Genomic DNA, 24,687 nt, shown 5'->3' on the forward strand with positions numbered 1-24,687 from the left:
TTTAAGCCATTTATTTCTCAATCTGCAGTAATTCGAATTAGCTTAAATGAAGGTTCTCAAATTTGGCGGCACATCTGTCGGTTCGGTCGATAGTATCAAAACGGTAATAGAAATTCTTGAAAACAACCTCGCTAACGGTGAGCAGGTTGCAGTGGTTTTTTCAGCCATGGGAGGTGTCACGAATCGTTTAATAGAGATCGGAAAAATGGCTGCTGCCGGCAACGCAGAGTATATCGAATTCCTGAAGGTCGTGGAAGAACGTCATTTTGCCGTTGTCAGAGGAATGATCAACGTCAAAAATCAAAGCGGTACGTTTGCTGCGGTACGTGGACTTTTTAATGAATTAGGCGACATTTTGAGAGGTGTTTCCTGGATCAAAGAACTTTCCGAACGAACACTGGATCTGATCATGAGTTTTGGAGAAAGGCTTTCTACACTGGTTATAACCGAAATACTTAAAAGCAAAGGAATATCTGCTGAGTTCTGCGACGCCCGTAACATCATTCACACCAATGCGACTTATGGAATGGGCGATGTGGATTTTGAAGTAACGAATAAGCAAATTCTTGAATATTTTGCGAAAACAAATGCGTTACAATGTGTTACAGGTTTTATCGCATCCACTGCTGATGGCGTTACGACGACGCTTGGCCGCGGAGGTTCCGATTACACTGCATCCATTATTGCCGCTGCGGTTGACGCCAGTGTTATTGAAATCTGGACCGACGTGGATGGTATGATGACCGCTGATCCTAGGAAGGTAGCTAATGCTTTTACTATTCCTTCCATTTCTTATGCCGAAGCCATGGAGCTTTCGCATTTTGGAGCAAAGGTGATTTATCCCCCTAGTCTGCAACCCGCGTTTGCTAAAAATATCACGCTGAAAGTTCTCAACACATTTAATACGGATTTCATTGGCACGTTTGTTCAAAAAACGGCCAATAAAAAAGATTACGCTATTACCGGTATTTCATCGATTGATGAAATTGCACTAGTAAATATACAGGGAAGCGGGATGATCGGTGTGGCGGGGATTTCAGGAAGATTGTTTACGGCTTTGTCACTCAACGACATCAGTGTAATCCTGATTTCACAGGCGTCTTCAGAACATTCCATTTGTTTCTCCATTGATCCCAAAAATGCTCAAAAGGCAAGGGAAGTATTGGAAAAGGAATTTTCTCATGAAATAACATTGGGTTATATCGATGGTATTTCAATTGAAAAAAGTCTTTCCATCATTGCTATCGTTGGAGAAGGGATGAAAAAGAGCACCGGCGTTTCAGGTAAGCTTTTTTCTGTTTTAGGTAAAAACGGTATCAATGTTGTAGCAACTGCTCAGGGTTCTTCCGAGCTGAATATCTCCGTTGTGATTTCAAAAAGCGATTTGTCCAAAGCGCTCAATTCGATACATGGCGTTTTCTTCCAATCTGAAACACGTTCGCTGAACCTGTTTATTGTGGGGGTTGGATTAATCGGCGGAACGCTGCTGGAACAGGTAAAAAATCAGACAACTTACCTTCGGGAGGAAAAGCTTTTGAATCTTAACATTGCCGGACTTTCCAATACGAAAAAAATGCTTCTGGATCCTGACGGAATCGGATCGGAACAATGGCGGGAAAGAGTTAATGAAGAAGGAGTTAAAACGAGTTTGCCTGCTTTTGTACAGCGCATGATTGAGTTGAATCTTCCCAATAGTGTTTTTGTGGATTGCACTTCGGACAAAGATATTGTGCAGTACTACAACATGTTGCTCGATGCCAGCATTTCGGTTGTAACGCCTAATAAAGTAGCCAATTCCGGATCTTATGCCGAGTATATTTCACTTCAGCGCACGGCATTAAAACGCGGCGTGAAATTTTTATACGAAACCAATGTTGGAGCTGGTTTGCCTATCATTAATACCATCCAGGGTTTGATGGCCAGTGGTGATAAATTTCTGAAAATTGAGGCCATTCTTTCCGGTACGCTTTCCTTTATTTTCAATTCATTCGGGCCGGGAGTACGGTTTGTTGATGTGGTGAAAGAAGCAAAAGCAAAAGGGTTTACCGAGCCGGATCCAAGAGACGATTTGAGCGGAGCGGATGTTGCCAGGAAAATCCTGATCCTCGCCAGAGAAGTGGGTGTGCCTTTGGAATCCAGTGATGTGCGGGTTGCTCAGCTGCTACCTGAAAACTGTCTGGCCGCTGCAACTGTTGAGGACTTCTTTCAGGAGCTGATAATTTCGGATGATTATTTTGCCAAACTGCAATCCGATGCAGAAGCGAACGGTGAAAAACTTCGTTACATCGCTACATTAGAAAACGGAAAAGCGTTTGTTGAGTTGAGAACAGTCGATGCCCAACATCCTTTTTATACCCTGTCGGGAAGCGATAACATCATTTCATTTACTACTGAACGATATAAAGACCGCCCCTTGGTAATAAAAGGTCCGGGAGCAGGAGCAGAAGTTACCGCTTCGGGAGTATTTGCAGATATCATGAGCATCAGTAGCTATTTGGGATAGAAGGTTTTAAATTGTTGAATATTTTTCCGAATACCATTCTCTATTTAAAGGAAAATTAATTTTTACAGTGAATTATATAAAAGCTTTTGCCCCTGCTACAGTTGCCAATGTGGCTTGCGGTTTTGATATTTTCGGTTTTGCTATTCAGGAACCGGGTGATGTGGTGGAAGTGCGGCGAATCGATAAACCGGGAATTGTAATTAAAGAAATTACGGGTGACGATGGTAGATTGCCCCGTGCAGCCGAGAAGAATGCCGTAACGGTCGTCATGCTGCATTTGCTGAAACATCTGGGTATTACAGACCTGGGTTGCGAAGTTACTTTGCACAAAAATATGCCTCTGGGCAGCGGAATGGGTTCCAGCGCTGCCAGCGCGGTAGCAGGTGTTGTAGCAATAAATGAATTGCTCGGGAATCCGCTCACGCGAGGAGAACTGCTCCGTTTTGCGATGGAGGGCGAACGTATCGCATCCGGTTCTGCTCATGCGGATAATGTGGGGCCTTCGTTGTTGGGAGGCTTTGTCGTGATTAGAAGTTATACGCCTCTTGACATTTTTTCTATTCCCGTACCAGACGATCTGTACTGTACACTTGTACATCCTGATATTGAAATTAATACCAAAGATGCAAGATACATTTTACGGAACGAGGTGTCGCTGAAAAATACAATTGCACAAATGGGCAATGTGGCTGGTTTGGTTGCAGGGCTCATGAAGGCAGATTATGATCTGATCAGCCGGTCAATGGTGGATGTGATTATTGAGCCGGTACGCTCTATCCTCATCCCTGAATTCAACGAAGTGAAGAAGGCGGCGATTAACAATGGGGCATTAGGATGTAGTATTTCAGGATCTGGTCCTTCTATTTTTGCGTTAAGCAGAGGAATGGAAAATGCCAGAAAAGCAGGTGAAGCCATGAAGCAGACTTTTGCAGATGCAGGAATTGATTCAACATTACATTTATCCGGAATTAATCAGGGAGGTGCCACCGTTCTGGAAAGAGAATAAGCCAGGGAACGGTACTTCAAAGTTCATTGTCCTTTTTTGAATTTTGGTGAACTTTCTTAAATGATCCCGACGTTTACTGGAAGCAAGCATTAAATAATAGATTGACTATGGTAACTGTAAGCGAAACAGCCAAAAACAAAATTGTAGAATTACGTCAGGCGGAAGGCCAGGATGATTATCAGATCCGGGTTGGTGTATTAGGAGGCGGATGTTCAGGTCTTACTTATAATCTTGAGTTTAATTCTGATAGTAAGCCAACTGACATGATCTTTGAAGATAAAGGTGTAAAAATTGTAGTTGATAAAAAGAGCATCTTATATCTGGCCGGAACTGTCCTGGATTTTTCAGATGGTTTGAACGGTAAAGGGTTTCAGTTTGTAAATCCCAATGCAACAAGGACTTGTGGTTGCGGAGAAAGTTTTGCAGTCTAAAAATATATAAAGTTAAGATCAGGCGTGGTGAAATTTCATCACGCTTTTTTTATGCCTTTATTTACAAAAATGATGTTTTCAATTTATAAAATCAGGTTTGGCGTGTACGAAAACGCAAATTAGGTAATTATTGACTCACTAATTCATGCGTCCTGTATGGTATAGTTTCGGTAATTTATTGTTTTTTTTGTGTTCTGAATCGCCGGAAACCACGGAAGTTCGTTTGACCGGAAACTTGCTTTTAACTTATTTATTCACACTTTCAGTTATTATTTATACCATTTTTAATGAAACCAACACTTTTGATTTTGGCTGCGGGAATCGGCAGTCGTTACGGAGGCATCAAACAACTTGATCAGTTTGGCCCAAATGGAGAGACAATTATTGAATATTCTTTATATGATGCCATTCGCAGCGGTTTCGGTAAGGTAGTTTTTATTGTTAGGGAAGAAATAAAAGATAGTGCGGAAGCTTTGTTTGCACCTAAACTAAAAGGAAAAATAGACTACGATTTTGCCATTCAGGGCGTTCAGTCTTATGTTCCTGAAGATCTTGGTAAGGTTGATCGTGTGAAACCCTGGGGAACAGGGCATGCTACTTTGTGTGCATGGAAGCAAACCGATACGCCTTTCGCTGTTATCAATGCAGACGATTTTTATGGTCGTGAAGCATTTGCAACCATGGCTGAATTCCTTCAGAATGATTCAGATGATACCCAGCATGCAATGATCAGTTATGAACTGAAAAGAACCTTGTCAGAAAATGGAACTGTATCCAGAGGTATCTGCGTGGAACGCGAAGATCACAACCTTGAGTCTGTTGTGGAACGTACTAAAATTTTTGAAAAGGAAGGTGCCATTTATTTCGAAGAAAATGAGGAGCTGACAGAACTGGCACCTGAAACTCCGGTATCGATGAACTTCTGGGGCTTCAAACCTTCCATGTTTGCCATCACAAAAGATTTGTTTGAGACTTACGCAAGAGAAAATCTGCATTCCCCAAAAGCAGAATTTTATATTCCAACTGTCATGAGCCACATCATCAAAAATGATCTGGGGAATTGCCGTGTTTTCAAAAGTGCTTCTGATTGGTTCGGTGTTACTTACCCCGAAGATAAACCGAAAGTTCAGGCCTCACTCTCGCCTCTTCATGAGTCAGGGGAATATCCTGATAAGCTTTGGGAGTAGCAAACAGGCTGCACGGTAATACCGTGCAGCCTGTTTGCTAATTTGTTTTCACCAACGCTTCCATCATCCTATCTGCCAGAAACTTATTCCCTTCATCAGTAAGGTGTACACGATCAGAAGTTAACACGCCTTTCTCTTTGTTTTCGGGATTGTTTTGTGCTAAATAATCGCCAAAATATTTTCGAAGATCACACAGCTGAACATTGTTGCGCGTAGCTATTTCCCGGATCAGTTTGGAATAATAATTCAGATCGCCATCCTGAGCGTTGGAATTGTCGTTGCGTTCACCGATTACGGTGGGCGTACAAACAATAACCCGAATGTTCTGTGCCTTCATTTTTTTTATCAGTGCCTCATAAAATTTTACGTATTTGTCCGGATCGGTACCAGTTCCATGAGAGGATTTATGCCATACGTCATTGATACCTACATAGATAAAAACAACATCAGGCTTTTTTGAAAGAACGTCATCTTCAAGTCTTAAATAAAGGTCGTAAACCTTATTGCCGCCAATCCCTGCACCTATTAATTCATACTGCCCGCTCTGGTTTTTGATTTTAAGCATCTCGGTCATTTTGGTAATATAACCTGTCGGCCCGACACCCGCCTGTGTAATAGAGTCACCAAAAAAGATGACACGAAGCGGCTTATCCTGACGCATAGCAAGTAGCGGTATTGCAATTAAAGCAATTTGAAAAATCCTGTAAAAACTGCGCATAAAATTGTAAAGATTAGTTTTGAAGGAAAAGACGTTTTGTTCCGGGAATTACCCTTATGCCATTAAAATTGCCTCTTTTCAAAAGCTCCTTTCCGCGTATAGCAAATAAGGTGTATTCAAAAATTATGTTTTTTTGTCTATTTTTTATAAAATTACTTCAAAAAGAGTGTATTAGCTCTAAAAAAAGGAACACTGTTTTCTTGGCAAATATTTAACGTTTATAGTATCTTTATTAAATTCCAGCGCTTTTATGCGGTGTGTTCGACAACATCGGTAACCGCTAGCAAAACCCGGATAAGCTTAAATAATAAAGCAATTCTGCCCTTCGTAAAGATACTGTAGTAAAATTCAAACCGGAAAGCCAGAAGTGGCTTCGTTATGACTTCGTTAAAATGATGGTAAGTAATAAGTATCTGAATGATATGTTTAGGCTACTGCCTGTTGCCGGTTTAGTCATTCAGCCAGATCAGGAAAGGTTTACAATCATTCAGGTGAACGACGCCTTTTTTGGGTTTTTCGACTATAAACAAGAAAATTTGGTATATGAAGACTTCCTGAATGTCTTTAAGGAAAACCTGATTCTCAACTCAAATGACTGGAAAAGTCTGTTTTTAAACATTATTTCTGAAAGAGTCGCCGAAACGACTTCCGTCTTAAAATACAAAAATAAATGGAATAAGGACGGTTATCTGTCAATAAATCTGGCACCAATTCTTAATGAAACTGAGGAGGTAGATTTGATCATGATTTCATTCCTGAATGTTTCTGAACCTGAACCGGATCAGCGCTTTCACACTCTGATTCAAACTGTTGAGGGTATTGTTTGGGAAGCTGATGCTCAAACTCTGGAGTTTACTTTTATAAGCGGTCAGGTAAAGAGTATCCTGGGATTTTCGCCGGATGAGTGGCTGTCCGAAAAGGATTTTTGGCAAAACCACATTCATGCGCAAGACAGGGAGCAGGCCGTTCGGTACTGTCATTTTCAATTACAGGATGGGAAAAACCACACCTTTGATTACCGGATGATTCATCAAAACGGACGTGTTGTATGGATCAAAGATGTAGTCTCGATCATTTATGAAGGCGGCCAGCCGAAATGGCTTAGAGGGTTGATGGTTGATATTACGGAAACCAAACGCTTTTCAGATTTAGAGCTTCTGGAAAAGCAAATTCTGGAATTGAATTCCCAGAAAGATTTTCCCCTGGAAAAAGTATTGTACACTTATGCAGAGGGAATTGAGCGTGTATTTTCGGGGATGCACTGTTCCATTTTACAAATTAAAGATGGTAGGATGCACAATTGGGCGTCGCCTTCCTTGCCAAAAGCGTATGTGGAAGGCATAGAAGGTTTGGTAATTGGTGACTATGTGGGTTCCTGTGGTTCAGCAGCTTTTTTGGGAGAGAGAGTAATTGTAAACGACATTGCAAATCATCCCAAATGGACAGATTACCGTGAACTGGCATTAAGCAACAATCTTCATGCCTGCTGGTCTCATCCAATAGTTAATAGTGAAGGTGGGGTAATTGCAACTTTCGGAATTTATTATAAAGAAGTGAAGATGCCGGATGAAGAAGAGCTTAAAATCATTGACCGATCCGTTGCTATACTCAAAATCATCCTGGAAAACAGACTAAATAACGACCTGATCCGTGAAACAACTTTGCTGATGACGCAGGGACAGGAACTTGCACAATTTGGTAACTGGCAGTGGGATATTGCAAGTGATGTTATAACCTGGTCGGACACTTTGTTTGCCATTTACGGCTTAAATAAAACTGCCTTTAAGCCTTCTTTTGAAAGATACAAGAAGTTGTTGCATCCGGATGACCGGGTAAATATTTGTTTGATAATCCAAAATGCGATCGAGTCAAAGGTTGATGTTGAGTTTGAAGAGCGCATCATTCGTCCGTCCGGTGAGTTGCGGTATGTGAAGTCCTGGGCGAAAATTATAGTGAATCAGGAAGGCGAAGCAATAAAACTTATCGGCGCCTGCCTTGACATTACTGAAAGTAAGATTATCCAGGAAAAACTGCTGGCAAGCAAGGCCCGCCTTAGAAACCTGGTTGATGCACAGACGAACTATGTTATCAGAACAGACCTGGAAGGAAATTATACTTACTACAACAACAAGTACAGGGAAGATTTTGGGTGGTTTTATGCTGACAATAATTTCCTTGGAACCAACTGTATAGATACGGTACTGCCGCATCACCATTCCAGAGTGGTTGAAATTGGTGAAAGATGCATTGAACGGCCGAATTCAGTCGCTCCCGTGGAAGTAGATAACGTCAAGGAAGGAGGAGGAATAAGATCTATACTTTGGCATTTTGTTTGTCTTACGGATTCTGAGGGTGAGCCAAGTGAAATGCAATGTATCGGAATTGACATTTCTGAATTGAAACAGGCAGAAAATGATCTCCGAATCAGTAATGAAAGATATGAGTATGTTAACAAAGCAACCAACGATGCCATCTATGATTGGGACATTGTTAATGATGATATTATTTGGGGCGAAGGTTTTGGAAGGTTATTTGGTTGGGATAACAGCAAAGGTAAATATCCGGTTAAAAAGTGGTTTGCACGAATTCATCCGTCTGACCTGGACAAAACGCGGCAGAGTCTGCTGAATACCTTAGACAACAGCGGAGAGCGTAATTGGGTGATGGATTATCAATTCCGAAAGATAAATGGGGACTATGCCTATGTAGAAGAAAACAGCTATGTCATCAGAAATGAAGAAGGCGAAGCTGTCAGGATGATAGGTGTACTCAGAGACGTCACCAGGCAAAAGCAGGAGGAACACAGGCTTAAACTGATGGAGTCGGTAGTGACGGATACCAATGATTCTGTCCTTATCGCTGAGTCTGATCCATTTGATAAAACAAAATTGAAAATTATTTATGTCAACGAGGCTTTTACCAAAATCACCGGCTATTCAGCGGATGAAGTAATGGGCAAAAGTCCTTTGATTTTAAGCGGGAAGAATCCCGATATCAAAGATTTCAACCGGATGCTGAAGGCAATCAGAAACCGCGAATCTTTGGAATTTGAAACGATCCAGTATAAAAAAAACGGTGATTATTTTTGGGTGAGTTTGAGTCTTAGTCCTGTTGCGGACGAAAAAGGAATAAGTACACACTGGATTTGCATCGGGCATGATGTAACAGAAAGACTGAATTACATCAGGGCGATTGAAAAGCAAAACAAAAAATTTCAGGAAATCACCTGGATGCAGTCACATGTCGTCAGGGCACCGCTCGCGAGGCTTATGGGGCTTGTAGATCTTATTAAAAACTACCACAATTCAGATGCAGAAAGAAATGAATTATTAGATCACATTTTGCTGTCTGCCACTGAGTTTGATGGCATTATCAGGGATATTTCAGATAAAAGCAGTCAGCTTTATTGAAAACCGTTTAGTTTTTGATCAGCATTATATCCGAATCACCAGGATTATATCGCAGTGCAAATGACTTTCCGGGTAACAGGTCGTCAGCCATGTGAAGCGGTACATATATTTCCTTTATATGCTGTCCGATCAGGGCACGCAGCAGGAGATTTTCCTTTTGTTTTTGGCATGAAAGAACTTCTCCATAAATTATAATACCTTCGGAAATATCCTGATCTGAAAGATAAACCTCGGCAGGTGTTCCCTGTTTCAGAATTTTTCCGTCTTCAATAATAATCACCTGATTAGACAGCCTGAATATTTCTCCCAAATCATGGGTAACGATAATCATTGTGAAACCAAATTTCCTATGAAACCTTAAAAGCAAATCCTGAAGGCTGGCCCGCAATGAATGGTCCAGGGCTGATAAAGGTTCATCCAAAAGCAGTAAGTCTGGTTTGCGGACTAACGCTCTTGCCAGGGAAACTCTTTGCTGCTGTCCGCCGGAAAGCTGATGAGGTTTTCGGTCGGCAAGCTCTACCAGGTCAACCGCCTGAAGAAGTTCATCAATAACCTCTCTGCCGGCTCCTTTATCCAAAGCAAATGAAAGATTTGCCCGTACACTCCAATGCGGAAAAAGCGCATAATCCTGAAAAACAAAACCAATCCGGCGATTTTGTACAGGTAAATTAAAGGCTGATTCGGTATTTAACCAAAGTTGTTCTCCGAATTTTATATGGCCCGAACGCGGCTGAGCTAATCCGGCAAGCTGTCGCAAAAATGTCGTTTTGCCTGAACCTGATGGCCCGGTCACTGCCAAGATACTTCCCACCGGAACCGACAATGAAATTTCCATTGGCAGCGTTCCGTTAGCAGTTTTAAGCGAGTGATTTATTTCTATTTCAAGCAGTTTGTCGGACACGAAGCAGGCGGTTATTGATGGAATAAACCATCAGTAAAATAGCAAATGTAATTGCAAAAAGTACCAGGGCATATTGGTTTGCCGCAGCGTAATTCAATGCTTCAACCTCATTGTAGATCGCAACAGAAGCGACTTTTGTAACGCCTGGAATATTACCTCCGATCATTAATACCACCCCAAATTCACCGACCGTATGCGCAAAAGTGAGGACAAATGCAGTTAAAATGGCTGGCTTACAATTGGGTAGCAATATTTTATAGAATGTTTCAAAACGGCCTTTTCCCAGAGTATAAGCTGCATCCTGCAAAGAAACCGGCAGAGATTGCAACCCTGCTCTTAAAGGATAAACCATAAAAGGCAGGCTGTATATCACCGAAGCGATTACCAGGCCGGGAAATGAAAAAACCAGCCGAACGCCGATCAGATTTTCAATCCATGCTCCAACCCAGTAAGAAGGACTGAATGCCAGCAAAAGATAAAAACCAATGACAGACGGAGGTAAAACCAGGGGCATTCCGATAACGGCTTCAACAATTCCACGTCCTTTGAATTTTCCAAAAGCAAGCCAGTATGCCACTGGCAACGCAATCACCAGCAAAATAAGCGAAGTGATCGTAGCGAGCTTGAAAGTCAGGAAGAGGGGCTGCCAGTCCAAATTAAGTATTGAATTAAAGTGTTTAGTTTACAGGCCTAATTGAGTTTAATAACAACTATTTATAACCGTATTTCTTAAAAATTTCCCTGGCTTTTTGTGAATATAAAAAGTCGTAAAACTGTTTGCTTGTTTCTTTCTTTGGAGAATCCTCGCTGTGACGAAGCAAAATAGCGGCTTGTTCAATTGGTTTGTATGAAGTTGAATCGATCAGAATCCAGTGGCCTTTGTCTTTCATTTCAGGTGAAAGTACAATGGACAAGGCATTAAAACCTGCTTCCACAGATCCCGATGATATATATTGAGCCGTTTGGGAAATGCTTTCACCGTAAACCAGCTTGTTTCTTAATGCTGTTGCATATGGTTGTTTTTCGAGAGCCTGCAATGCAGCTACACCATAAGGAGCCAGATCCGGATTTGGAATGGCGATTTTTTTAACTTTTTCGGTATTTAAAATTTCGAGTGTTAACTCCGGAGCATCAATATCTTTCGACCATAAAACAAGTTTCCCTAATGCGTAAATTTTCGGTTTTTCATCCGAGCCGCCTTTTGAATAAATTTCCTGGGGATATTTCGTGTCTGCGGAAACGAATACGTCAAAAGGAGCACCTTCACGAATCTGGGTTGTCAGTTTTCCTGAGGAGCTGACTACAATTTCAATTTTTTTACCTGATTCTTTTTCAAATTCTTTTTTAATGTCCTGCATCACATACTGGACATTGGCAGCGGTGGCAACGATGATTTTTTCAGATGGTTTGGAACATCCGGCTGCAAAAAAAGAAAAAAGAAGAATAATACGTTGAAAGTTCATGCTGCTAATTTAACAGTTTATAGGTAATACGTGCTATTTGTTTCAGGCAAGAAATTAAAGCGCTCTCTTCATTCTTCAATGTCATTGGGTTAAGCTTATGTCCGTTGTAGTAAAAGTCGTAAATTGCGCCCCGTTTGGCAACTTTCCTCTTGCAGAGGAGATGAGTCGGCGAATTATAAATTTTTGATTGAAATAATGATTATAGAAACTGCGCATCGGACCCGGCAAACAGCGGAATATTATTTTTCTGTAAAGCTGGCTGAGGTACGAAAACTGATTGCGGAAGGGCATGACGTAATAAATCTGGGAATTGGAAATCCGGATATGATGCCCTCTGAACAAACTATTAATGCTTTATCTAATGCTGCCCACAAGCCGCAGGCGCATGGTTATCAGCCTTATGTAGGGACAATCACTTTTCGGAACGCTATTGCAGATTTCTATCAAAGAACCTATGGTGTAACATTAAACCCGGCTTCGGAAATTTTGCCGCTTATTGGTTCGAAGGAAGGTATAACGCATATTTCGCTTACTTTCCTGGATCCGGGAGACGAGGTTTTAGTGCCCGAACTGGGATACCCGGCTTATCGGGCCGTGAGTAAAATGGTAGGTGCTGAGGTTAAGGAATATCCGCTTAGGGAGGATCACGGCTGGCAGCCCGACTGGGAGGCCATGAAAAAACTGGTGACACCGCGTACTAAAATCATGTGGCTTAACTATCCGCATATGCCGACCGGTGCCCCGGCAACCATCGAACTTTTTGAACAAGCTGTTGCTTTTGCAAAAGAGCATAAAATTCTGCTGTGTCATGATAATCCTTACAGTCTGGTGCTGAATAAAAAAGCTCCGATCAGTTTGCTTTTAGTTGAAGGAGCAAAAGATGTAGCAATTGAGCTGAATTCGATGAGTAAGTCTCACAATATGGCAGGATGGCGAATGGGCTGGCTTGCCGGTGCAAAACCTTATATTGATGCAGTCCTGACTATAAAAAGTAATGTCGATTCCGGTATGTTCTGGGCATTGCAGGAGGCTGCGGCGGCGGCACTACAGAATAGTAATGACTGGCACAGGGAAAGAAATGCTGTTTATCAGGGCCGTCTGGAAGCCTCGGAGGCATTTTTGAATACCATTGGTTGTACCTGGGATCACGCTCAGGAAGGTATGTTCCTTTGGGGCAAGCTTCCCGATTCGGTAGAGTCGGCAGAGAAACTGGTAAATAACCTTCTGATAGAAAAACACGTGTTTATTGCACCTGGTTTTATCTTTGGGCCCAAAGGTCAGCGTTACATCAGGTTGTCACTTTGTATGCCTAAGGAAAGAATTTGGGAGGCTGTGGAGAGGATCAGGGCAAAGGTTTAAGGGCAAGGGTGAAAGGAGAAACAAAAAATAAGCTGATAGCTGATCGCTAAAAGCTTATAGCTAAATAAAAAATAATGGTCATTAGTATCATCGGTGTGGGTTTACTTGGCGGGTCCTTTGCTTTGGGGCTTCGTGAAAAGTATCCGCATATAAGATTTATTGGTGTTGATAATTCAGTCGTAAACCAGAAAATCGCACTGGCGAAAGGTATTGTCGATGAGATTACAACACTTGAAGAAGCACTTTTAATCTCTGAGTTAAATGTACTGGCAACCCCGGTTGACGTGATTAATATGCTGCTGCCTTACATGCTGGAAAATCTTCCTGATGGCAGGACGATCATGGATTTAGGCTCGACCAAAGAATTGATCTGTGGTCTTGTGGAGAGTCATCCAAAACGTAGACAGTTTGTCGCAGTTCATCCAATGGCGGGTACTGAAAACTCAGGTCCCGGTGCGGCCTTTAAAGAGCTTCTTGATAATAAAAATGTAATTATTTGTGATAAGGAAAACAGTCATCCGGATTCTCTTGGTTTGGTTGAAGCCTTTCTTCGTGATGTAGGAATGAAAATTCACTACATGACACCCGTTGAACATGACCTTCATCTGGCCTATGTTTCACATTTGAGTCATATCAGTTCTTTTGCGTTGGGATTAACTGTTTTGGACAAAGAAAGAGACGAAAGAGCGATTTTTGATATGGCGAGTACAGGTTTTTCGTCAACCGTACGTCTTGCCAAAAGTTCACCGCAAATGTGGGCACCGATTTTTGACCAAAATAAAACCAATGTGTCAAAGGCGCTTGGTGACTACATTGAATTACTGAAAAAATTCAAGGATGCCATTGATAATAAGGATCTTGATACAAGCCTTTCATTTATGAACCGCGCCAATGATATCGGAAGAATCCTGGCAGGAATTGAGAAGAAGTAAGCAGTAATTCAGCTATTCTTCTTAAATTTATTGTTGATAAAACGATGATGTTATGGACCTCCCATTGAAAATACGTTCTTTTGCGAAGTTTACAGATGATATGTTTTTTGATCTCTGTCAGGCAAATTCGCAGCTCTTCTTAGAGCGGGATAAAGACGGTAATATTATTGTTATGGCACCAACCGGATCTGACACAGGTTTTTATAATTCAGATATAAATGGCCAGATTTGGCATTGGAATCGTAGTAACGGTGCAGGTTATGTCTTTGATTCTTCGGCCGGCTTTACTTTACCAAATGGCGCAGTACGTTCTCCGGATGTTTCCTGGATTGCCAGGGATAAATGGGAAGCCCTTTCCAAAACTGACCAAAATAAATTTGCTCACATTTGCCCTGATCTTGTTGTTGAAGTAATGTCTTCAAGCGACAGCATCTCCGAACTAAAGAATAAAATGGAGGAATACCGGTCCAACGGATGCAGGTTAGGCTGGCTCATTGATCGTGCCGGCAAACAGGTTCATATCTACCGGGCAGATGGTTCTGTTGAAATAAAAGAAGGGAAATTGATTAAGTTAAGCGGGGAAGAGGTGCTGGACGGGCTTGTTGTCGATGCCGGTTTTTGATTCGTATAAATAAATACGCAATGCCCTTCTTACTGAGCATTGCGTATGGTAATTTTCTAATTCCTATTTCAAATCTTTCATAATCTCTTCAATCGCCCGATCCAGCTGCGGATCCTGATCATTCAGTCTTTCAGTAAAAGTCTGTTTGATGTAAATATCGGGAGAAACACCTTCCTGTTCCAGATTTTTGCCATCCAGCGTATAACAACCCCACGACGGCAGGCGGTAGAACGATCCGTCAACCAGGCCTTTCCCTGACGTAAATATGATCCAGCGGTAGGTTTCAGTGCCAATGATTTTACCCAGTTTTAACTCTTTAAATCCGGCAGCAGTTACCTCCGCATCGGAAAGTGACTGTTCATTAATGAGCAGGATGATTGGTTTTGCAGCGACGCCAAAGTTGGGCTGTGTCGTTGCCACGCCTTCCCGGTATTTCCATTTCATATAAGGTTTTCTGGCAAGAAAGTCCAGCACCAAATCGTGCACATTACCGCCGGTATTGTATCTTAGATCAAAAATGAGAGCGTCTTTTTTATACCAGTCGCGCGTCATATCGACTACAAATTTCTCATACTCCGACAGACCCATATTTTTCATGTGAACATAAGCAATACGATTTTTCCCTTTTTTGTCGACATAATTTTGATTCCAGTCTATCCATTCATCATACAGGTTTCCATATAGCGAACCTTGCGGATGTATTTTCACTGTGTAGGAACTATCGGCTCCTTTACGTTTTAGTTTGAGTTCAATTTCTCTGTCAGACGAAGGTTGTGTAAAATACCAATCCCGGTTTTTGGAAGTGTCTACTGCAATGCCATTTACGTGCGTTAATAAGTCTCCTGCAAGAATTTTCTTATCCTCTTTATCAATTGAACTTCTTTTAATCACACGCTGCACCACATAAGGTTTTCCCGGTTCGAAAAGCAAACCTGTTTCCATCGTGCGGCTTTTGTAGTAAACCGATTCTTCTTTTCCACTTGAATAGAGGCCAAGATGGGAAGCATTTAGTTCGCCAAGAAGATCGTTGAAAAGAATCCGGAAATCATTTCTGCTGGTAAGGTTTGGAAGGAAGCCGGCATATTTATCCCGCAATGCTTTCCAATCGGCTTTGTGAAAGGTTTCGTTGTAAAAATTTTCCTCAATTCCTGCCCATGCTTCATAAAACATCTGGTGGAACTCATCCGAAAGGTTTTTACGGAATGTAAAACTGATATCGATGGCCTCCGTTTTTCCTTTGTCGAAATCCAGCGTTTTTAGTTTACCATCTGCCAGAATGTAATATTTATCTCCGGCGGAAGCCACTTCATATCCGTTCGCGTCGTCTACTTTTTCTGTTTTTGTAGGTTCAAAAGGTTCGTAGGTTGTTTTCCAGATGCTCGTTTTTCCTTCACCATGATCTGAGGTATAAAAGACAAAAGTTTTGTCATCCTTCTGAATCACATAAGGAGTTCCCTGGCTCCCAAAGGAAGGACTGACCAGTTCCAGCCGATCCATAATATCCACCATGTCAATTTTGATGGGAACAAGCGGTTTGTCCTTTTTCTTTTTGTCGGCAGTTTTTTTATCTTTTTTATCTTTTTTACCTTTTTTATCCTTGTCTTTTACGTCCTCTTTTTCATCCTTTTTGTCTTCTTTTTTGAAGAGTTCATCGAACTTGTCTGTCCGGTACGGTTCGTCAAGCTTTGTCAATTCCAGCCGGTAAATCTTTGGGCTTTTTGGTCCAAAAGGATAGGAAGGATTCATCCGGTCGGATGTGAAGTAAAGATATTTGCTATCGGGAGACCAAACGGGATTGTTCTCCGAAACGCCTGTTTTCGAAAGATTAACCGTTTCGTTTTTCTTGATATGATGCAGGAAAACGTCAGTTTCAAAGTCGCGGTAGGCAGTGAAGAGAATGTATTCGCCATTCGGAGAAAAAAGTGGAATATCATTATAGAATCCCCACAATTCTTCTTTTAAAATGGTTTTACTTTCCATTGTTTTAAGGTCAATCGTGCGAACTTCATTACGTCCGCTCAGATACACACCCATCTTTTTATCCTTGCTGAGTGTCAGATTACGATTGCTTTGCGTGTCTTTGGTAACTTGTTTTTCCTTCCCTTTACCATCCGCGCTGATCGTAAACCAGTTTTGGTAACCGCCAACGGTCTGGCTAAAAAGCAGCGTAGTGCTGTCACCAAGCCATTTTACCTCCATTGCCCGGCCGTCAATTCTTGTCGGTAACTGTTTTGCGAATTTTCCTTTCGTGTCAGATACAAAAAGCTGTCCTCTCGATGTGAATGCCAGTTTTTTGTTATCCGGAGAAATATCAAATGCAGAAATCTCATTTTTTACATCAAAGTCCTGCAACTTAGGAAGTGTCATGTTCCGCATCAGACTCATTTTCAATGGCTGGGATTGCTTTGAAACTACATCATAAAGCCATAGCTGATAATCTTTTTCAAATACAACCTTACTTCCGTCGGTACTTACTTTCGGACGTTTAATTGACTCAGTAAAATGGGTCAGCGCGGTTTTTTGTCGGTTCAGAAATGTGTAGAGATTGTAATTGCCATTTTCTTCATCAGATACAAAATAAACATTTCCCTTGCTGTCCGTGGTAGGCCACATGTCCTTGCCGCGATAATCTGTATAACGTTTGTACTGTTTTGTTTTAAGATTGTAAGATTGAATATCCGGGTTGAAGTCTCCCTTATAACCTTTACGCATTGCCTGGCTGTCGCTTTCCCAGGTATCATTAAAAAAAACTTCATTATCAATTGACAAAGCTACGTTGTGTATGCAATTGAAGAAATGCTGAAACAGTCTTTCAGGTGTTCCGCCACTTAAAGGTATTTTATAGGTAGTTCCACCGTTTTGCGAACCAGACTCAAAGTAAATCGTTTTTGAATCCCACGACCAGGTTTCAACATTGTCGTAAGTGCTGTGATAGGTTAGCTGACGGATTGTTCCGCCTTCTGCCGGAACTACATACACGTCACTGTTTCCATTCTCGTTACTGCTGAAGGCGATCCATTTTCCGTCGGGAGAAAACCGGGCGTTGGTTTCATCGCCTTGCATGGCTGTGATACGTGTGGCTGCTCCTGTGTTTACGTCTGCTTTCCACAGGTCAGATTCATAGCTGAAAACCACAGATTTAGCGTCAGGGCTTAAAGTGGGAGAAGATGTAAAGTAAACTTCGGAAGATTGTGATTTTGCGCAAAAACAGGAAAAGAACGCCGTAACCAGGAGTAGTACTTTTTTCATGTGACATATATGAGATATGTCTGCGAATATACATGATCAGGGCTGTAAAGGCAATGCGTTTTTTACTGAGTGGTATTTTTTTAATAAAATAAAAAAAACTAAAAACCCTGTATACAAATTCGACTTTGTTTACAGGGTTTAACATCTTTAATAAAAAAGATTAAAGGCTGGTCATGATGCCCAGTTCTCTCTTCTCACTCCACTTGCCACGGGTAAAATCGGGGAATTTTACGGCTGAATTTCCTTTGTTTACGGAAACTTCCGACAATGGGATAACAGAACTCCAGGTAGCAGCATCGTACACGTCCATGTCCATCGGCCGGCCGTTATTAAGCGCATCAATGATACGGTAGATCAAAACGAAATCCATTCCGCCATGGCCTCCGTTCACTTCTATTTCCTTTTTCAGCTTGTCCCAGATCGGATGTTTGTATTTGCTTTTATATTCGTTATAATCCGCTTCTTTTAAAAATGAATGGCCTTTGTCCAGAATCGATAACCGGCTTGGATAACCTTCATGATAAGCATGTGTGCCTGCCAGAGCATTAATCCTGTCATAAGGTCTTGGCGTAACGACATCATGTTTCAGGGTGATCATCCGCCCTTTGTTGGTTTTGATCAATGAGGTATTCATGTCTCCGTGACGAATTTTACCTTTGAAACCGGCATAGGGATGATCAGCAGGCAGTTTTTTCATACTCTCAGACAAAGATGCTTCCAGGCTGCTCATCGAAACGATATGCTCAAATCGGTCACCGCGAAGGATTTCAAGATATTGGGCAACTGGTCCGAGTCCGTGCATCGGGTAGAGGTTACCATCATGCGCGATGTTTTCCTTCAACCGCCAGAATTCATAATAACCTTTCTGGCTTAACATCAAATCGGTAAGATTGTGAATGTAAGCTGCTTCTGCATAGGTTAGTGTTCCGAAAACTTCTTTCTGTACCATATTCAGTACCCAAAGCTCCTCATCACCATAACAAACGTTTTCCATCATCATGCAGTTACGCTGTGTTGCTTCGGCGGTGTTTACAAGCTGCCAGCACTCGTCAAGTGTCAGGGCTGCAGGAACTTCAATCACGACGTGTTTTCCCTGCTGCATGGCATAAACCGCCATCGGAGTATGGTCTCTCCATGGTGTCGCAATAACCACAAGGTCTATATCATCTCTTTTAAGCATGTCTTTCCATGCCTCCGGTTTGCCGGAATAAGCGACTGCGTCCTGACCTTTTGCTTTTAACTGATCAACAGATTTTGCAGCACGTTCAGGCAGAATGTCACAAACGGCTACCACTTTTGCTTTGTCAGGAAACAACGAAGCAAATTGCATTACGTGGCCGCTTCCTCTCGCTCCTATACCAATGAGAGCAACCCTAACCTGTTTGATGGGAGCTACTTTCAGGCCCACAACAGACTTTCCAACAGCGGGTGGGGACTGAAAATCCGGGATATCATAACCATCCGGATTGTTTTGTTCCTCATTGGAAATGCCATAAAGGCCCAAACCTCCAAGCAGACCTTTTTTAAGAAAACTTCTACGTTCTTGACCTGATTTCATCGATGTTAGGAATAAAAGTTAAGAAAAAGTGGCCGGTGGTTAGCCGGCCTGATGGTTAAAGGTTGATCAGCACTTTAAGGGTGATGATCCGGAATAATTATGGGTTAGGAATAATCGGGTATTCAGATAAAAATTATCGATGAAGCATCCGCTGCGTAGTGCCTTCATCGACTTTGATCAGATATGCTGCTCCTCCTGCTTTTTCAATGGCCTGAGCAACTGCTTCCGGGTTTTCCGGTGCGTATGCAAACATACATCCGCCTCCGCCTGATCCGTTGATCTTCGCTCCGTATGCACCTGCATTCAAAGCAGAATCGATCATTCCGTTTATTTTTTTGGTTGATACCTTTTTTGCATCCCGCAGACTTTCCTGATGGATTGTAAGCAGTTCCCCAAACCGGTGATGATTAATTTTATTGCTTCTGAACATGGCCAGTGCTTCTTTCAAAACTTCCCTGTCGGATAAATTTCCTTTCAGAAGCGTATACTCGTCGTGTGTCAGCAGGTTTTGAAAATCAGGGGCCAGTTCCGCCGGAAATGTGTGCAGCGAAAATGACGGATCCTTCTTCTTTATTTTATCAATCGCATCCAGCATTCCGAACTTTACATGTTTCAGCACACCCAGTGTATCTTTTGCCTGTTTTGAATCACCCAAAACGAATGTTCCCAGGTTAGGTTGAAAAACTTCAAGTTTGATCTCTGGCTGCGATTCCAGATAGATAACTTCTCCTACCGACGTGGAGTAATGGTCCATCATTCCGCCCGGTTCGCCAAATTCCAGTACTTCCGCACGATAAGCAATTTCTCCTATTTCTGCCCTTGTTTTTATTACTGGTTGATCCGACATGCTGATCAGCCAGTTGATCCAGGCGACCAGCAAAGCCGAGGAACTCGATGTTCCCGAGTTTATCGGTATGTTTCCATGAACAGTTACTTCAATTCCTCTTGAAAAGCGGTGTCCGTCGCGTACAAGAATATTTATTGCACTTTTGAAATAGTCACGGGGACTTGTGTATGGAATAACCGGAAGTAATTCGAACGATTCCAGCTGATCGATGTCGGGCAAATGAATGATTACCTGATTATCAGAGCGGTATCCGCCGGTTATTGAAATTCGCCGCGAAATAGCCGCAGCAATTACGGGTAAACCCAGGTAATCCTGATGTTCTCCAAACAGACATATTCTGCCGGAAGCAGAAGTGGTCAGGGCGGAGGGCATTTTACTTACAGTATAAACCGGGTTACTAATAATTGATTTATCAGAGCTCATGAACAAATTTAAACTCCTGTTGCCAGGAAATGAATACGCACTATGAATAAAAACGGCTATTCCGCTTTGCGCAATCGTTTGCACAAGCAGGCCAATCGTTTGCGCAAATTTGCAAATAAAGTACTTGAAACCTAAAAAGTGCAGAATTAACCGGCCATGGCGATCATTCTCATGAAATATTATACACTAAAATTTTGCGATTGGCCGAATAAAAATTGGCAGTGTAGATGAAAAGGATTAGAATACTATTATCTAATGATCAGTTTGGGTTCGACCACAATTTCTCTCGGCTGGTACGTGTCTGGTGTTTCCATCGCTTCGAGAAGCAGACCGGCAGCCTGGGCACCCAGTTCAGCAGGGAATTGCTCCACCGTTGCAATAGGGGGATTGTCAAGATAAGAGCAAAATGAAAGGTTGGAGAAAGTTACAAAACTGATATCCCGATTTATTTGCAAACCTCTTTCCTTACAAATCTGCATGGCATCCAGTGCGATATAATCGTGGAAGGCAAGAACAACTTTGGGAGGATTTTCCAGGTCAAGCAGTTCATTTATTTTTAAAATGGTATCCTCTTTGGTCAGATTCAGGTTTTTGATGTAAGAAGCGCTGACCGGGATATTGTATTTTTTTAAACCATCAATATAACCTTTTAATCTTTCCTCGGTCGATTGAAGTGAATTGGGGCCGTTCATGAGAGCAATTTCAGTAAATCCTTTACCGATCAGGTATTCCATTGCATCAAAGGCCGCCTTGGTAATATTGCCATAAACTGCGCTGTAACGGGGATGTTTCAGCACCCGGTCAAAAAAGACTATGGGGACTTTGTGTGTGGCGTTATTGAAATGCGTTTTGTTGTAAGTTTCAGAAGCCATTGAAACAAGAATGCCATCCACACCATGTTTAATCAATGATTCGATGGCGGCAGATTCACGTTCATAATCGTTCATGGACTGCATAACCACCATGCTGTATCCCTTTGACATCAGCGTTTGTTCAATACCGGTAAGTGCAATGGAGAAATACTGTTCCGTCAGATAGGGAAGTACCACACCTACGTTGAAAGACTTGTTATTCTTGAAATTGATTGCCCGGCTATTGGGTTGATAATGAAGTTCTTTTGCCAGTTTCTGAACCTTTTCACGGGTAAGCGAGCCAATTCTGGGATGATTTTGCAGTGCGCGGGAAACCGTTGAAACAGAAACCCCAAGTTCCTTTGCAATTTTCTTCATCGTCAGATTGGCATTCTGCATGTTGAGTGGGTTGTGCTAAATGGCTGCTATTCGTACTGGCTTGCTTTGTAACAAAGATAAAGATATAAAATTTGGTGTCTGGCTTGAGATAATACCTAAAACCAAAAACAGCAGACACCATAAGCATCTGCTATTTAACTTTCCTGTCAAATATGTTTTAAACCGGCTTATCCTTTTTATTTCTGATTTCCACAAAACATGCACCTGCAATCAGGGCTACCAGAAGGACAGAACTAATCAGGTCCACTTTGTGGCCGGCTGCGACAGAAACGGGTTCAAATCTGAAGGTAATGTTGTGTTTTCCGGCAGGGATACGCAAAGCGCGTAAAATATAATTGGCACGAATCAGATCAGCCGGTTTGCCATCGATGGTTACCTTCCATTCGTTACGGACGTTGTAATAAATTTCAGAAAAAACTGCCAGGCCTTCACCTTTTGAATTGCTTTCATAAACAAGCTCATTGGGTTTGTAAGTGATCAGGCTGATTTTATCCGTAGAGTCAGCCTGCAGGGTCAGACCTTTGAGTTTGTCTGCAAATTTCTGATCAATAACCGCTTCCTGTTTTGGTTTAAGCGAGTCCAAAGCGGCCATTTCGGCATCGGCATTCGGTACAATTTTGAAGCTTTTTACAAACCAGGCGTGACCGAAAGCCTCCGGATTTATTTGTACAGACTTGTTTCCCTGCTGATCGGCTGTGATGATATACTTGGTATTAAGCATATTCAAAACATTGATGTTTGGAGATTGTTTGTTGATCTGGCGTTCAAAGAGTTCCTGGTAGCGGCGAAGTTTTGCTCCGTGGTAACCTCCCAGCGACTTATGAAAATAAGATGCGTCGGCACTATTAAAGGGTCCTTGCCGCGAAGAAACATCATAAACCTTATAATCAGGATCGGTATCTCTCAATATTTGCTCATCCGCCGCACTTGGTGTAGTGGTTGACTGCGCTGCAAAGCTGCTCACAAAATCTTCATTATTCAGATATCTTTTGTCTATTCCAAACATGTCAAAAATCATCAGCAATATCAAAGTGCTGTATAAAATGACCGGTCTGATCTTTTCCTTCATCCAAAGCCAGACCAAGCCTGCTGTGATCAGGATAAAAATAAGACCTCTCATCGCATCTCCTTTCATCAGTCCGGCGCGGTCTTTTACAATCGAATTAACTATTTCCTGAGCAAAACCTTTGTCCTGGGTCATTTGTGCAAACTGTTCAACATGTTGAGCGTCGCTGGCAGATTGGAAACTAAAAAATACGGATGGCATAATAGCCAGAATCAGCATTAATCCGCCTGTAACACCCAGTGAAATCAGAAACGGGCGTTCCAGTTCTTTCCAGGATATTTTCTTTTGGACGATCCTGGTAAGTGTAAGAATCGCAAGAATAACAATCAGTAATTCCGCCAATACAATTACCATCGTTACTGCCCGGAATTTGTTGAACATCGGGAAATAGTCAAAAAACAGATAGTTAATTCCTGCCAAAGTTTTCCCCATTGCCCAGATCAGATAAAGCAATGTAACACCCGCAGCCCAGGATTTTAACGGACTTCTGATAATAAACAGTCCTAAAACAAAGAAGAAAAATATCATTGCACCCATGTAATATGGTCCGCCCATGATCGGCTGCTCTCCCCAGTAAAGCGGCAATTGCTGAATCACATTTTGCGCCGTTGCAGCATCTACGCCGCGGTTGGTCAAAGTTTTATAGGTGTCGGAAGAGTTAGTCAACGGTCCGTATGTGGCACCACCATAGGCATTCGGGATTACCAGTGTAAGGATTTCTCCTATACCGTAGCTGTATTGAAACGCATATTCTTTATCCAGCCCATCCTGTTTTGGGGCTGTACCCGCCGTGCTTACTGCGCTTAATTCCGACTTTCCGCGAATCGTTTCTTTGGTATAATCATAGGCATTCCAAAGTCTCGTAGTATGCGCTCCTACCGCAACTGCGCCCGCAAAAGCCAATCCTGCCAGGATCATTGTCAGCTGTTTTATTTCTCCTTTTTTGATAAAAGCAAGACTTTCAACGATAACAAGAACAATAATGCCTACTCCCAGATAGTAGGTAATCTGGACGTGATTGGCATAAAGTTCGAGAGATAGAAACAAGGCTGTGAGGGCCGATCCGGCAAGCCAGTTTTTCCTGAATGCCAGAAAAACACCAGCCAAAACGCCTGGTGCATACATAACCGCAATAATTTGCGAAACGTGGCCGGCTTCGAGGTTGACTATATTAAAAGACGAAAAGGCAAAAGCAATGGCTCCCAAAGCCGCGACCCAGCCGCCTGTACCCAAAACAAGAAATAAAATATAGGCACTTACCATTCCCGTCAGCAGGTAGTTGGCCGGAGCAGGAAGAATTTTATTAATAGCCTGGCCGAGTTTGGTGGGTAAGCTGGTTGGATAATCGCCTGCGATCAGATAAGCGGGCATTCCGGCAAACATGCCGTTGGTCCATTGCGACCACTCACCGGTTTTTTCATGATAGGTTACAATTTCCTTTGCGGCAGCTTTGGCCTGCTGGTCGTCAGTCATGTTCAGTTTTTTACCCTGCAAAACCGGAGAAACGTAAATGATTGCCAGAATCATGAAACCAACGATTGCAATTAAATGAGGCCAGATACGCTGCCAGGAAAACAAATTTTTCATTTTGATAATATTAAGCTACCAGTCTTTTTAGGATTTCGGCTTTTGGGACCGAAATTTTTTACAAATATGACTTTTCAATCAGGAATACCTGATATGCGTTTTGTCATTCGTGTTAAATTTTTATTAATCAGCGCAAATATAGAAGTATTGATATATGTTTGGGATGTTAAAATTG

17 protein-coding genes are annotated in these 24,687 nt (G+C 42.1%); 8 read left to right on the forward strand and 9 right to left on the reverse strand.

The genetic code is table 11. The features are described from left to right. Positions 1-46 precede the first annotated feature (46 nt). The 4 genes from thrA to E0F88_RS21315 all read left to right on the forward strand — a co-directional run bounded on the left by thrA (position 47) and on the right by E0F88_RS21315 (position 5,127). Positions 47-2,503, forward strand: a complete 2,457-nt coding sequence (gene thrA / locus E0F88_RS21300; RefSeq protein WP_131960299.1) for a bifunctional aspartate kinase/homoserine dehydrogenase I — start codon at positions 47-49, stop codon at positions 2,501-2,503. A gap of 67 nt (positions 2,504-2,570) precedes the next feature. Then, on the forward strand, positions 2,571-3,509 hold the full coding sequence (locus E0F88_RS21305; protein ID WP_131960300.1) for a homoserine kinase: 939 nt from the start codon (positions 2,571-2,573) through the stop codon (positions 3,507-3,509). Positions 3,510-3,616: 107 nt separating this feature from the next. Further along, the gene (locus E0F88_RS21310) at positions 3,617-3,940 is read left to right on the forward strand and encodes a HesB/IscA family protein (protein WP_131960301.1); all 324 of its coding nucleotides are present in this window, start codon (positions 3,617-3,619) and stop codon (positions 3,938-3,940) included. Between the two features lie 287 nt (positions 3,941-4,227). Beyond that, the gene (locus E0F88_RS21315) at positions 4,228-5,127 is read left to right on the forward strand and encodes a nucleotidyltransferase family protein (protein ID WP_131960302.1); all 900 of its coding nucleotides are present in this window, start codon (positions 4,228-4,230) and stop codon (positions 5,125-5,127) included. A 37-nt stretch (positions 5,128-5,164) separates the two neighbouring features. On the opposite strand, the gene E0F88_RS21320 is transcribed toward E0F88_RS21315, so the two are convergent. Continuing rightward, positions 5,165-5,845 (reverse strand): SGNH/GDSL hydrolase family protein, encoded by a 681-nt coding sequence (locus E0F88_RS21320; protein ID WP_131960303.1) that lies wholly within the window; start codon positions 5,843-5,845, stop codon positions 5,165-5,167. A gap of 422 nt (positions 5,846-6,267) precedes the next feature. On the opposite strand from E0F88_RS21320, the gene E0F88_RS21325 reads away from it, so the two are divergent. Further along, positions 6,268-9,255 (forward strand): PAS domain-containing protein, encoded by a 2,988-nt coding sequence (locus tag E0F88_RS21325; RefSeq protein ID WP_220466365.1) that lies wholly within the window; start codon positions 6,268-6,270, stop codon positions 9,253-9,255. Between the two features lie 7 nt (positions 9,256-9,262). On the opposite strand, the gene E0F88_RS21330 is transcribed toward E0F88_RS21325, so the two are convergent. The 3 genes from E0F88_RS21330 to modA are packed head-to-tail and all read right to left on the reverse strand — an operon-like array spanning position 9,263 to position 11,619. Continuing rightward, complete coding sequence (locus E0F88_RS21330; protein WP_229213859.1) at positions 9,263-10,156, reverse strand: sulfate/molybdate ABC transporter ATP-binding protein; 894 nt, start codon at positions 10,154-10,156, stop codon at positions 9,263-9,265. Beyond that, complete coding sequence (gene modB / locus E0F88_RS21335; RefSeq protein ID WP_131960305.1) at positions 10,137-10,811, reverse strand: molybdate ABC transporter permease subunit; 675 nt, start codon at positions 10,809-10,811, stop codon at positions 10,137-10,139. Before modB ends, E0F88_RS21330 begins: the two co-directional genes overlap by 20 nt. A gap of 55 nt (positions 10,812-10,866) precedes the next feature. Continuing rightward, entirely contained in the window at positions 10,867-11,619 is a 753-nt protein-coding gene (modA, locus tag E0F88_RS21340; protein ID WP_131960306.1) for a molybdate ABC transporter substrate-binding protein, read from the reverse strand. 195 nt (positions 11,620-11,814) lie between these two features. Between modA and E0F88_RS21345 the strand changes: the two genes are divergently transcribed. From E0F88_RS21345 to E0F88_RS21355, 3 genes are all read left to right on the forward strand, one after another. Further along, positions 11,815-12,978: a pyridoxal phosphate-dependent aminotransferase gene (locus E0F88_RS21345; protein WP_131960307.1), complete on the forward strand. Its 1,164-nt coding sequence runs from the start codon at positions 11,815-11,817 to the stop codon at positions 12,976-12,978. Between the two features lie 74 nt (positions 12,979-13,052). Continuing rightward, the gene (locus E0F88_RS21350) at positions 13,053-13,910 is read left to right on the forward strand and encodes a prephenate dehydrogenase (RefSeq protein WP_131960308.1); all 858 of its coding nucleotides are present in this window, start codon (positions 13,053-13,055) and stop codon (positions 13,908-13,910) included. 52 nt (positions 13,911-13,962) lie between these two features. Beyond that, positions 13,963-14,532 (forward strand): Uma2 family endonuclease, encoded by a 570-nt coding sequence (locus tag E0F88_RS21355; protein ID WP_131960309.1) that lies wholly within the window; start codon positions 13,963-13,965, stop codon positions 14,530-14,532. 63 nt (positions 14,533-14,595) lie between these two features. Here the strand turns inward: E0F88_RS21355 and E0F88_RS21360 are convergent, their stop codons facing one another. From E0F88_RS21360 to E0F88_RS21380, 5 genes are all read right to left on the reverse strand, one after another. After that, a complete protein-coding gene (locus tag E0F88_RS21360) occupies positions 14,596-17,781 on the reverse strand; it encodes a S41 family peptidase (protein ID WP_131960310.1) in 3,186 nt (1,061 codons plus the stop codon). Between the two features lie 160 nt (positions 17,782-17,941). Next, complete coding sequence (locus E0F88_RS21365; protein WP_131960311.1) at positions 17,942-19,339, reverse strand: Gfo/Idh/MocA family protein; 1,398 nt, start codon at positions 19,337-19,339, stop codon at positions 17,942-17,944. A gap of 133 nt (positions 19,340-19,472) precedes the next feature. Then, positions 19,473-20,609, reverse strand: coding sequence for a mevalonate kinase family protein (locus E0F88_RS21370; protein ID WP_229213860.1), 1,137 nt, complete (start codon positions 20,607-20,609; stop codon positions 19,473-19,475). Positions 20,610-20,857: 248 nt separating this feature from the next. Further along, positions 20,858-21,859: a LacI family DNA-binding transcriptional regulator gene (locus tag E0F88_RS21375; RefSeq protein WP_131960312.1), complete on the reverse strand. Its 1,002-nt coding sequence runs from the start codon at positions 21,857-21,859 to the stop codon at positions 20,858-20,860. A 157-nt stretch (positions 21,860-22,016) separates the two neighbouring features. Further along, positions 22,017-24,512, reverse strand: coding sequence for a glycosyltransferase family protein (locus tag E0F88_RS21380; protein WP_131960313.1), 2,496 nt, complete (start codon positions 24,510-24,512; stop codon positions 22,017-22,019). Positions 24,513-24,687 lie beyond the last annotated feature (175 nt).

Source organism: Dyadobacter psychrotolerans (genome assembly GCF_004349265.1).
GTDB lineage: Bacteria > Bacteroidota > Bacteroidia > Cytophagales > Spirosomataceae > Dyadobacter > Dyadobacter psychrotolerans.

Excerpts from the sequence above, each read along its gene's own strand:
- thrA (WP_131960299.1), top strand. The coding sequence starts at position 47 with ATGAAGGTTCTCAAATTTGGCGGCACATCTGTCGGTTCGGTCGATAGT.
- E0F88_RS21310 (WP_131960301.1), top strand. The coding sequence starts at position 3,617 with ATGGTAACTGTAAGCGAAACAGCCAAAAACAAAATTGTAGAATTACGT.
- E0F88_RS21315 (WP_131960302.1), top strand. The coding sequence starts at position 4,228 with ATGAAACCAACACTTTTGATTTTGGCTGCGGGAATCGGCAGTCGTTAC.
- E0F88_RS21320 (WP_131960303.1), bottom strand. The coding sequence starts at position 5,845 with ATGCGCAGTTTTTACAGGATTTTTCAAATTGCTTTAATTGCAATACCG.
- E0F88_RS21325 (WP_220466365.1), top strand. The coding sequence starts at position 6,268 with ATGTTTAGGCTACTGCCTGTTGCCGGTTTAGTCATTCAGCCAGATCAG.
- modA (WP_131960306.1), bottom strand. The coding sequence starts at position 11,619 with ATGAACTTTCAACGTATTATTCTTCTTTTTTCTTTTTTTGCAGCCGGA.
- E0F88_RS21345 (WP_131960307.1), top strand. The coding sequence starts at position 11,815 with ATGATTATAGAAACTGCGCATCGGACCCGGCAAACAGCGGAATATTAT.
- E0F88_RS21350 (WP_131960308.1), top strand. The coding sequence starts at position 13,053 with ATGGTCATTAGTATCATCGGTGTGGGTTTACTTGGCGGGTCCTTTGCT.
- E0F88_RS21355 (WP_131960309.1), top strand. The coding sequence starts at position 13,963 with ATGGACCTCCCATTGAAAATACGTTCTTTTGCGAAGTTTACAGATGAT.
- E0F88_RS21360 (WP_131960310.1), bottom strand. The coding sequence starts at position 17,781 with ATGAAAAAAGTACTACTCCTGGTTACGGCGTTCTTTTCCTGTTTTTGC.
- E0F88_RS21365 (WP_131960311.1), bottom strand. The coding sequence starts at position 19,339 with ATGAAATCAGGTCAAGAACGTAGAAGTTTTCTTAAAAAAGGTCTGCTT.
- E0F88_RS21370 (WP_229213860.1), bottom strand. The coding sequence starts at position 20,609 with ATGAGCTCTGATAAATCAATTATTAGTAACCCGGTTTATACTGTAAGT.
- E0F88_RS21375 (WP_131960312.1), bottom strand. The coding sequence starts at position 21,859 with ATGCAGAATGCCAATCTGACGATGAAGAAAATTGCAAAGGAACTTGGG.
- E0F88_RS21380 (WP_131960313.1), bottom strand. The coding sequence starts at position 24,512 with ATGAAAAATTTGTTTTCCTGGCAGCGTATCTGGCCTCATTTAATTGCA.